The 8,296-nt window shown below is 73.4% G+C and carries 6 protein-coding genes; 1 reads left to right on the top strand and 5 read right to left on the bottom strand.

Annotation, left to right across the window (positions count from 1 at the left end; all coding sequences use genetic code 11):
- Window positions 1-47 precede the first annotated feature (47 nt).
- From CFP66_RS44810 to CFP66_RS44830, 5 genes are read right to left on the bottom strand one after another with little or no spacing between them, the layout of a single operon-like run.
- The gene (locus CFP66_RS44810; protein ID WP_094931488.1) at window positions 48-1,952 is read right to left on the bottom strand and encodes a glycoside hydrolase family 127 protein; all 1,905 of its coding nucleotides are present in this window, start codon (window positions 1,950-1,952) and stop codon (window positions 48-50) included.
- Window positions 1,949-4,264 (bottom strand): hypothetical protein, encoded by a 2,316-nt coding sequence (locus CFP66_RS44815; protein ID WP_143517615.1) that lies wholly within the window; start codon window positions 4,262-4,264, stop codon window positions 1,949-1,951. Before CFP66_RS44815 ends, CFP66_RS44810 begins: the two co-directional genes overlap by 4 nt.
- 47 nt (window positions 4,265-4,311) lie before the next feature.
- Entirely contained in the window at window positions 4,312-5,178 is an 867-nt protein-coding gene (locus CFP66_RS44820) for a carbohydrate ABC transporter permease (protein ID WP_094931490.1), read from the bottom strand.
- Window positions 5,179-5,180: 2 nt separating this feature from the next.
- Window positions 5,181-6,143, bottom strand: a complete 963-nt coding sequence (locus tag CFP66_RS44825) for a carbohydrate ABC transporter permease (RefSeq protein ID WP_094931491.1) — start codon at window positions 6,141-6,143, stop codon at window positions 5,181-5,183.
- The gene (locus CFP66_RS44830; RefSeq protein WP_094931492.1) at window positions 6,143-7,453 is read right to left on the bottom strand and encodes a sugar ABC transporter substrate-binding protein; all 1,311 of its coding nucleotides are present in this window, start codon (window positions 7,451-7,453) and stop codon (window positions 6,143-6,145) included. Before CFP66_RS44830 ends, CFP66_RS44825 begins: the two co-directional genes overlap by 1 nt.
- Window positions 7,454-7,694: 241 nt before the next feature.
- On the opposite strand from CFP66_RS44830, the gene CFP66_RS44835 reads away from it, so the two are divergent.
- Window positions 7,695-8,296: LacI family DNA-binding transcriptional regulator (locus tag CFP66_RS44835; RefSeq protein WP_198962123.1), on the top strand; the 602-nt coding region annotated here is incomplete at its 3' end.

An 8,296-nucleotide genomic window follows, 5' to 3' on the forward strand; every position in this document is an offset into this window, starting at 1 on the left:
CGCGGGTCGCGGGCACGGACGTCGGACGCGGCCCCTCCTCGACCGGCTCAGACCGTCGGCAGCCAGATCCGCATCGTCGAGGGCCCGCGGGTCGCCCACGAGTGGTAGGGCGCCAGCGGGATCGCGGCGGGCTCGGCCGCCGGGGAAGGCCGCCCCGACGGGCGGTAGGGCCATTCCCCGTCCGCCTGTTCGACGAGGACGCCCGCCGCCGTGACGCCGCCGTCGTCGCGCGGCGGGCGGTCCGGGTCCACCCGGACGTCGTCCACGTGACGTCCGTCGGGCAGGTCGGTGGACTCCACGCAGAGGACGAGCGGGCCGCGCTCCACGGCGACGCACCCGCGGACCGCGTCGATGCGCGGGTCCGGCTCGGTGAAGCGGGGCCCGACCGGCAGATCGAGCTGGATCTCCTCGCCGACCGCGAACCGCCGGTGCACGGAGACGCTGCCGGGGCCGGCGGCCCGGCGCCCGTCCCCGTCGGTCACGGTCGCGCCCGCCCCCCACGAGGGCACCCGCAGCGTGAGCGTCCAGGGGGCGTCGGCGGTCTCGGCGATCCGCACCGTGACCCGTCCGCCGTCCGGGTAAGTCGTGGCCACCTCGACCCCGACGGGGCGCCCGTCGGGCAACCTCGTCGAGATCCGCGCGTCGGCGTACTGGTGCAGCTGCAACCCGTCGTCGTCCACGGTGGCCAGGTAGGTGTCGAGGCTCGCGAGCGTGCGGGCGACGTTCGTCGGGCAGCAGGAGACCGAGAACCACGGCGCGCGCAGGCTGCTGCCCGCCCGTGGCGTCTCCCGGTCGAGTGGCGCCGCGACGCCGGGCCGACGCTGGTGCAGCGTGTTGACGTAGTAGAACGCCCGGCCGTCGGGGGCGGGTGAGGTCGCGACGACGTTGAAGAGCGTCCGCTCCGCGAGGTCGGCGTAGCGGGGGTTCCCGGTGGCGAGCAGCAGCCGCCAGGACAGCATCACCGACGCCACCCCGGCGCAGGTCTCGCAGTAGGCGCGGTCGGGCGGGAGGACGTGGTCGTCGCCGAACGACTCGTCCTGGTGGTGCGAGCCCATGCCGCCGGTGAGGTAGGTCCGGCGGGCGACCGTGGCCTCCCACTGCCGTTCGATCGCGGCCAGCAGGTCGGGATCCCCCGTCTCGACCGCGACGTCGACGGCCCCGGCGGCCAGGTAGAGGGCGCGGACGGCATGCCCGCGCAGCACCGTCGCCTCGCGCACGGGAACGTCGTCCTGGAAGTAGGCGCGCCCGAACTCGATGTCGGCGAGCCGCTGGTGGCCGCGCCGCTCGACGAACTCGGCGGCCATCTCCAGGTAGCGCTGCTCCCCGCTCAGCCGCGCGAGCTCGACGAGGGCGGGCTCGATCTCCGGGTGCCCGTCGATCCCGGGGGCGCCGCCGGGGCCGAACACCTCGCAGACGTGGTCGGCGGCCCGGCGGGCGATGTCGAGGAGCGCGGTGTCGTCACTGGTCCGGGCCCGGGCGACGGCCGCCTGCACCAGGTGACCGATGCAGTACAGCTCGTGGCCCCACTCCGGGTCGCTCCACCGCGGGCCCTGGCCGGGGCGGCCGAACTTCGTGCCGAGGTAGCCGTCGTCCTCCTGCGCGGCGGCGATGGTGGCGACGAGGTCACGCAGCCGCTCGTCGACGGCCGGGTCGCCGGTGCGCCCGACCTCCCAGGCCATCGCCTCCACGAGCTTGTAGACGTCGGAGTCGGAGAACTCGCGGCCCCGCCGGTCGGTCGCGACACGGCCCTCGACCGCGGCGCGGAAGTTGCCGATCCAGCCGACGCGCTCCATCCACTCCTGGCAGTGCTCCAGGGTCGCGGTGGCGTTCACCTCCTGCCGCTGCCCCCAGAAGCCGCCGGTGATCTCGACCTCGCCCTGCGCGAGCGGCCGCAGCCGTCCCCGCGCGGGTGCGACCGGCCGTGCGCCCGCGCGAGCCGTCGTCCCCGTCACAGCCCGGCCCGCTTCCGCACCGCGGCGACGTCGGTCGTGCCGAAGCGCGCGATCATCTCGGTGTGCGCCTGGATCGCGACGGCGGAGATCCACGGGAGGCAGGTCTTGTTGCCCTCGCCCTTGCCGCGGCCGCCGAACCCGGTGCCGGCGAACATCGGGTCGTCGATCAGCCACCAGCTCACCAGCAGTCCCTCCTCCTGCAGGCCGGGCAGGGCGTAACCCCAGTCGCCCGCCTCGACGGAGACCGTCTCGTTGGACCCGACGAGCACCAGCTCCGCGATCTCGGCGAGCACCGGGTCGCCGACGAGCAGCGCCACCTCCAGCAGGTCGGGTGCGGCGTCCACCTCGTAGGGGTGGATGTAGCCGGCCCCGCACGTGTCGCAGCCGCTCCAGCCGGTGGTGCGGAACCCGTACCGGGCGAGCGTGCTGTCCGGTGGCAGCGGCACGTCCCACAGGAAGATCCAGGTGGCGAGCAGGCGCGCGGCCGTCTCGGCGCCGTCGAGGAACTCCCGCTCCTCCGTAACCTTGTGCAGCTCCAGCAGCGCGCGCAGCGGGAAGAGGATCCCCTCGCTGTCCACGAGCTGCGCCCGCGCGTAGATGCTGTCGTGGATGCCGCCGTTGAACTTCAGCCCGTCGACGTGGTGCTGCTTCACGAACCGGCCCGCGCGCACGGCCGCGTCGAGGTAGCGGGCGTCGCCGGTCAGGCGGTGCAGCCGCAGCAGGAGCGGGACGACCGCGGCGGTCGGCGACTTCTGCTGCTCCGGGGTCTCGCCGAACCAGCGCTCCGGCGTCGTGATCGGGACGCCGTCGAACGTGTACGCCCGGCGCCACGCCCCGTCCTCCTCCTGCGCCGAGAGGAGGAACTCGCCGAACGCCGTCGCGGCGGCGCGCCACTCCGGGCGGTCGTTGCCGCGGTCGCGCTCGTAGGCGTCGGCGCGCAGCAGCGCGTCGTACTCCTCGGCCATGCACCGCAGGTAGGCACCCTCCAGCGGGCGCAGCGCCTCGACGACCTCGCGCATGTGCTCGTACACCGGGCCCATGAGCCGTTCGAGCTGCTCCCCCTCGGCGTAGGCCAGCGGCAGCAGCAACCCGGTCCACCAGTTGCCCGGACGGGACCGGTCGAGGTCGTAGAGCGTGTGCGACAGGCCCGTTCCGGTGCCCGGAGCGGCCATCGTGTGGACGAAGAAGTCGATCACCTTGACCGCCTTCGCCCGCCGGTCCGAGGCGCCCTCGCGGTCGCCGGCCCGCAGCAGGTGCAGCGCGTTCAGCACGTTCTGGCCGGTGAACCCGTACTGGATGACGTTGCTCAGCTGCTTCCCGTCCTGCGGGTGGCAGTTCGTCACGAACCCGGCCGCGACCGGCTCCGGGCCCGGGTTCTCCCGGTAGTAGGCCTCCAGCGCGTCGACGCGCAGGCGCGTCAGCTCGTCGAGCCCGGTCGTGAGCTCGACGGGCCGCGGCGCGAGCTCGCCGAGGCGCTGGGACCACAGCCGCCAGAGGGCGTCGACGGGCGAGTCACCGGTCACGGGCCGCACGTCGTAGGCGACGGTCAGCACCGCGCCCGGCTCGGCGGGCCAGAACGCGCCCCACGGGCTGCGCTCCCGGGCGAGCAGGGCGTGGCTGCGGTCGCGCTCGACGAACGGGTACGCGGCGACGAGCCGGGCGCCGCCCTCGTCGTCCGGGCGCACCCCCAAGCTGCCGACGTCCGTGCGCTGCAGGAACGCCACCTCGCCGGGCTCGCGCTCCGGCCTCGAGTCGAATCCGGGCGCCGCGCAGCGCGACAGCGCGAACCCGACGCCGCGGGCGTCGGAGTAGCCGAGCACGGTGAGCGCGTCGAGCCGGTCGTCGCGGAAGATCAGCGTGCGCGTGTCGAGGAAGTCCTCCACCCCGTCGCCGTCGAGGTCGTTGAGGTCGTAGAGCGCGGCCGGGGCGAACAGGCGCAGGTCGTCGAAACGCGCCGCGCCCGTGAGGACCGGCGCCACCTCCAGCAGCAGCCGGACCCCCGCGCCGGCCGGGGCGTCGAGCACCTCCAGCCGGCGCTCCACCCTCCAGGAATCCGACGGGCCCGGCGTCCACGTGTCGCGCACCGCGTAGCGGCCGCAGCCGGGCACCTCCACCTCGGCCGTGCCGACGCCGTCGGCGAACTCGCGGTACGGCCGCTCGACCCGCTCCCCGTTCACCGTCCGCCCGTCGGGGCCCACGGCCTCGACGGTCACGGGAGTCGCGCACGCCAGCGCCGGCTCGGTCCCCTCCGACGTGAGCAGGTGCCACGCGATCCCGGTCCCGCCCTCGTTCTGGGCAGGGCGCAGTTCCATCACCACTCGTCGTGCTCCTCGTGATCGTTCGGTCGGGCGGGTGCGGGTCAGCCCTTGGTGGCGCCCACGGTCAGGCCGCTGACGATGCCGCGCTGGGCGATCACGGTCAGGGCGAGCACCGGGAGCAGGTAGACCGCGGCGGTGGCGGTCATCGGACCCCAGGACGTCTGGAACTGCGTGATCGACGACGCGATACCGACCGGCATCGTCTGCGCGGCGGGGGTGCGGGTCACGGTCAGCGCGATGACGAACTCGTTCCACGCGGCGAGGAACCCGAAGAGCGTCGCCACCGCGACGGCGGGCCGCGACATCGGCACGACGATCCGGGTGAGCAACCCGAACGTTCCGATGCCGTCGAGGCGGGCCGCCTCGACGACCTCCTCCGGGAAGTCGCGGAAGAAGCCCTCCAGCATCCAGATCATCAACGGGAGCACGATCGGCACGTACGCGATGGCGAGCCCGATCGGGCTGTCGATCAGGTTCACCGCGCGCAGCTGCAGGAAGTAGGGCAGCGCCAGCGCGATCGGCGGGAACATGCGCGTCAGGACCGCGGCGCCGAGCAGCACCGTGCTGAACCGGTAGCGGAACCGGGCGAACCCGAACGCCGCGGGCACGGCGAGCACGAGGGACAGCACCGTCGCGCCGCCGGCCGCGACGAGGCTGTTGCGCAGGAAGCTCAGCACCTCGCCGCTCGACAGCGCGCCCTGGAAGTGCTCGCCGGTCACGGTGCGCGGCAGGAACGACGGCGGGATCGCGAAGAGGTCCGGGGTGGGCTTCACGGCGGTGGTGAAGACCCACAGGATCGGCACCAGGACCACGACGGCCGTCGCGGCCATCGCGACCCAGAAGGCGCCGGTGCCCGCGGCGGCCCGGAGCCGGGCGGCGCCCGGGCCGGGCGCGGTCGTGACAGCCATCTCTAGGCCTCCTTGCGCGGCCGGAGCAGGACGAACACCGCCGCCGCGCTGATGGCCATGACGAGGACGAACAGGATCGAGGCGGCCGATCCGCCGGCGAAGTCGACGACCGTGAACAGCTGCCGGTAGAGGTAGGTGCTCATCACCTCGGTGGAGCCGCCCGGCCCGCCGCCGGTCAGGACGTACACGGCGTCGAACACGCGGAAGGCGTCGGCGAGCCGGATCACCAGGATGATCAGCACGGCGGGCCGCAGCATCGGCAGCACGATGTGGCGGAACGCCTGCCAGCGGTTCGCGCCGTCCATCGTGGCCGCCTCGAGCGGCTCGGCCGGCACCGCCGCGAGCCCCGCGAGCAGCACGAGCACGTCGAACGGGACGGCCAGCCACAGGTTCGTCACGAGGACGGTGGTCCGGGCGAGCCACACGTCGGCGAACCACGACGGCGGCGAGATCCCGACCAGGCTCAGCGTGTGGTTGATCAGCCCGTACCCGTCGGAGAACAGGAACTGGAACGCCATCGAGGCGACGACCGGGGCGACCATCAGCGGCAGTGCGATCACCAGCTGCATCGCCTTGGCCCCGCGCCACGCCCGGTGCAGCGCCAGCGCGAGCGGGAAGGCGATGAGCAGTTCGACCACGAGCGACGTCGCGACGAAGGCGAGCGTGTGGCCCATGGCCGCCCGGAAGGCCTCGGAGCCGAGGATCCGCTGGTAGTTCTCCAGCCCGACGAAGCGCGGCGGCTCCGCGCCGACGGCGAGGCTGAACGACTGCAGGCTCAGCGACACGGTCCACAGGATCGGGTAGAGAACGGTCACCGCGAGCACGAGGAGGGCGGGCAGCGTCAGCAGGACGCCCGTGCGGGCGCGCCGCCGGTCCCCGGAGGTCCGGTGGCCTCGCGGGACGGCCGCAACGGGTGCGGTCTGCTGCGCGGTGCCGGGCGGGGGCGCGGTGTCGGTACGTGCCATCACGAGCTCCGCAACGCCTGGGTCATGCTCGCCTGCGCGTCGGCGAGCGCCTGGTCCACGGTCTTCGACCGCGCCATCACCGCGGACGCCGCCACGGCCATGTCGTTCTGCAGCTGCGGGTAGGCGGGCACCATCGGGATGGTCGTCGAGCGCTCCACCGACTCGGAGAACGTGGCGATGGCGCGCCTGCCCGCCTCGTCGATCTCGCCGTCCGCGGTGAGTGCCTCCACGGCCGACGCGCGCGGGACCGGGTTCACCTGGTCCTTCCCGTAGCCGGTGAGCTGTTCGGTGTTCGTCGCCCACTGCACGAACCTCCACGCAGCGTCCGCGTTGCGCGACGCCGCGGAGATCCCGAAGCCCCACGAGTAGGTCGTCGCGCCCTGGTGCTCACCGGGGTGCAGCGCGACCGCGAAGCGGCCGGCGACCTGGGACTGCGCCGGGTCCTGCCCGAGCGAGTACAGGTACGGCCACACGGGAGCCATCGCGACCTTCCCCTGCAGGAAGAGGCCCTGCATCGTCGTGAGGTCGTGCAGTCCGTCCGGGCTGCTGTGGTCGTCGAACTGGATGCCGGTCATGAGGGCGAAGGCCGCCCTGGCCGGCTCGGAGTCGAAGGAGGCGGCGCCGGTGGCGTCCACCACGTCGCCGCCCGCCTGTTGCAGGAAGCTGTGGATCCTCGTCGCGACCTCGCCGTCCTGCTTGCCCGGCACGAGCGTGCCCCAGACCCCGGCGGCCGGGTCGGTGAGCCGGCGGGCGTACTCGCGGTACTCGTCCCAGGTGGTCGGCGGAGCGCTGATCCCGGCCGCCTCGAACAGGTCGGTGCGGTAGTAGAGCACCAGGTTGTGGACCATGAACGGCAGCCCGTAGAGCGCGCCGTCGTAGGAGACGGTCTCGAGCGTGCCGGGCACGAAGTCGTCGCGATCGCCGGGGGCGAGCCGGTCGTCCAGCGGCAGCAGGAAACCCTTCGCCGCGAACTCGGGCACCCACGGCTGGTCGGTCGCGAGCACGTCGTAGGCACCGGCGCCGGACAGGGCGTCGGAGAGGAACTGCTGGTGCATGTTGGCGTGCGGGACGCCCAGGAACTCGACCTGGATACCGGTCGCCTGGGTGAACTGCGCCGCCCGCTGGGAGAAGAACGTCTCGTGCGGGCTGCCGGACTCCACGCCGACCGTGATCCGGTTGCCGCCGCCTCCGCCCCCGCCCACCGGGCCGGCGCTCGGGGCGCACGCCGTCAACCCGGCCGCAGCTGCGGTGCCGCCGGCGAGCCTGAGCAGTGTCCGCCGGGACAGGGTGGTGCGCTGTGGGGAGGCCATGTCGGTCCTTCCGGTGGGCGGTGACGGTGCTGCGCCGGGATCGTCTCGAAAATCGCTTTCGCCGTTCTGACCTCGTTGTATGAGACGTGCGTCAGATGTGTCGAAAGCGGTTTCGGACTGTAGGGTGGGGCTCGCGCCCCCGTCAAGCCGTGCGGGGGTAGAACTCGCTGCAGGACGTCGGAAGGAAGCCGTGAACACGTCGTCGCAGTCACCGCGCCGGCGCGCGTCCACCCTGAGTGACGTGGCGCGGCTCGCGGGCGTGTCCGTCGCGACGGCCTCCAAGGCGCTCAGCGGCCGCCACCAGGTGCGTGAGCAGACCCGCATCCGGGTGATCGAGGCGGCGGCCCAGCTGTCGTTCACCCCGAACCCGATGGCCCGCGGTCTGACGGCCGCACGCAGCGGCACGGTCGGCCTGATCACGAGCGACCTCGAAGGCCGCTTCGGCATCCCCGTGCTCATGGGCGCGGAGGACGCCTTCGGCGCCGGTCGCATGTCGGTTCTGCTGTGCGACGCCCGCGGTGACGCACTGCGCGAACAGCACCACCTCACGACGCTGCTGTCGCGGCGGGTGGACGGGCTGATCGTCGTCGGCAGCCGCACCGACCCGCGCCCGTCGCTCGGCCAGGACCTGCCGGTGCCCGTCGTGTACGCCTACGCGCCGTCCGACGACCTCCGCGATGTCTCGCTCGTCCCCGACAACGTCGAAGCGGGTGTGATGGCCGCGGAGCACCTGCTGGAGATCGGGCGCCGGCACATCGCCCACATCAGCGGCGACCGGGAGTACGTGGCCGCCACCGACCGCGCCGAGGGCGCGGCGAGCGCGCTCGCCGCCCACGGCCTGCG

The sequence above is a fragment of the Pseudonocardia sp. MH-G8 genome (genome assembly GCF_002262885.1).
Classification (GTDB): domain Bacteria; phylum Actinomycetota; class Actinomycetes; order Mycobacteriales; family Pseudonocardiaceae; genus Pseudonocardia.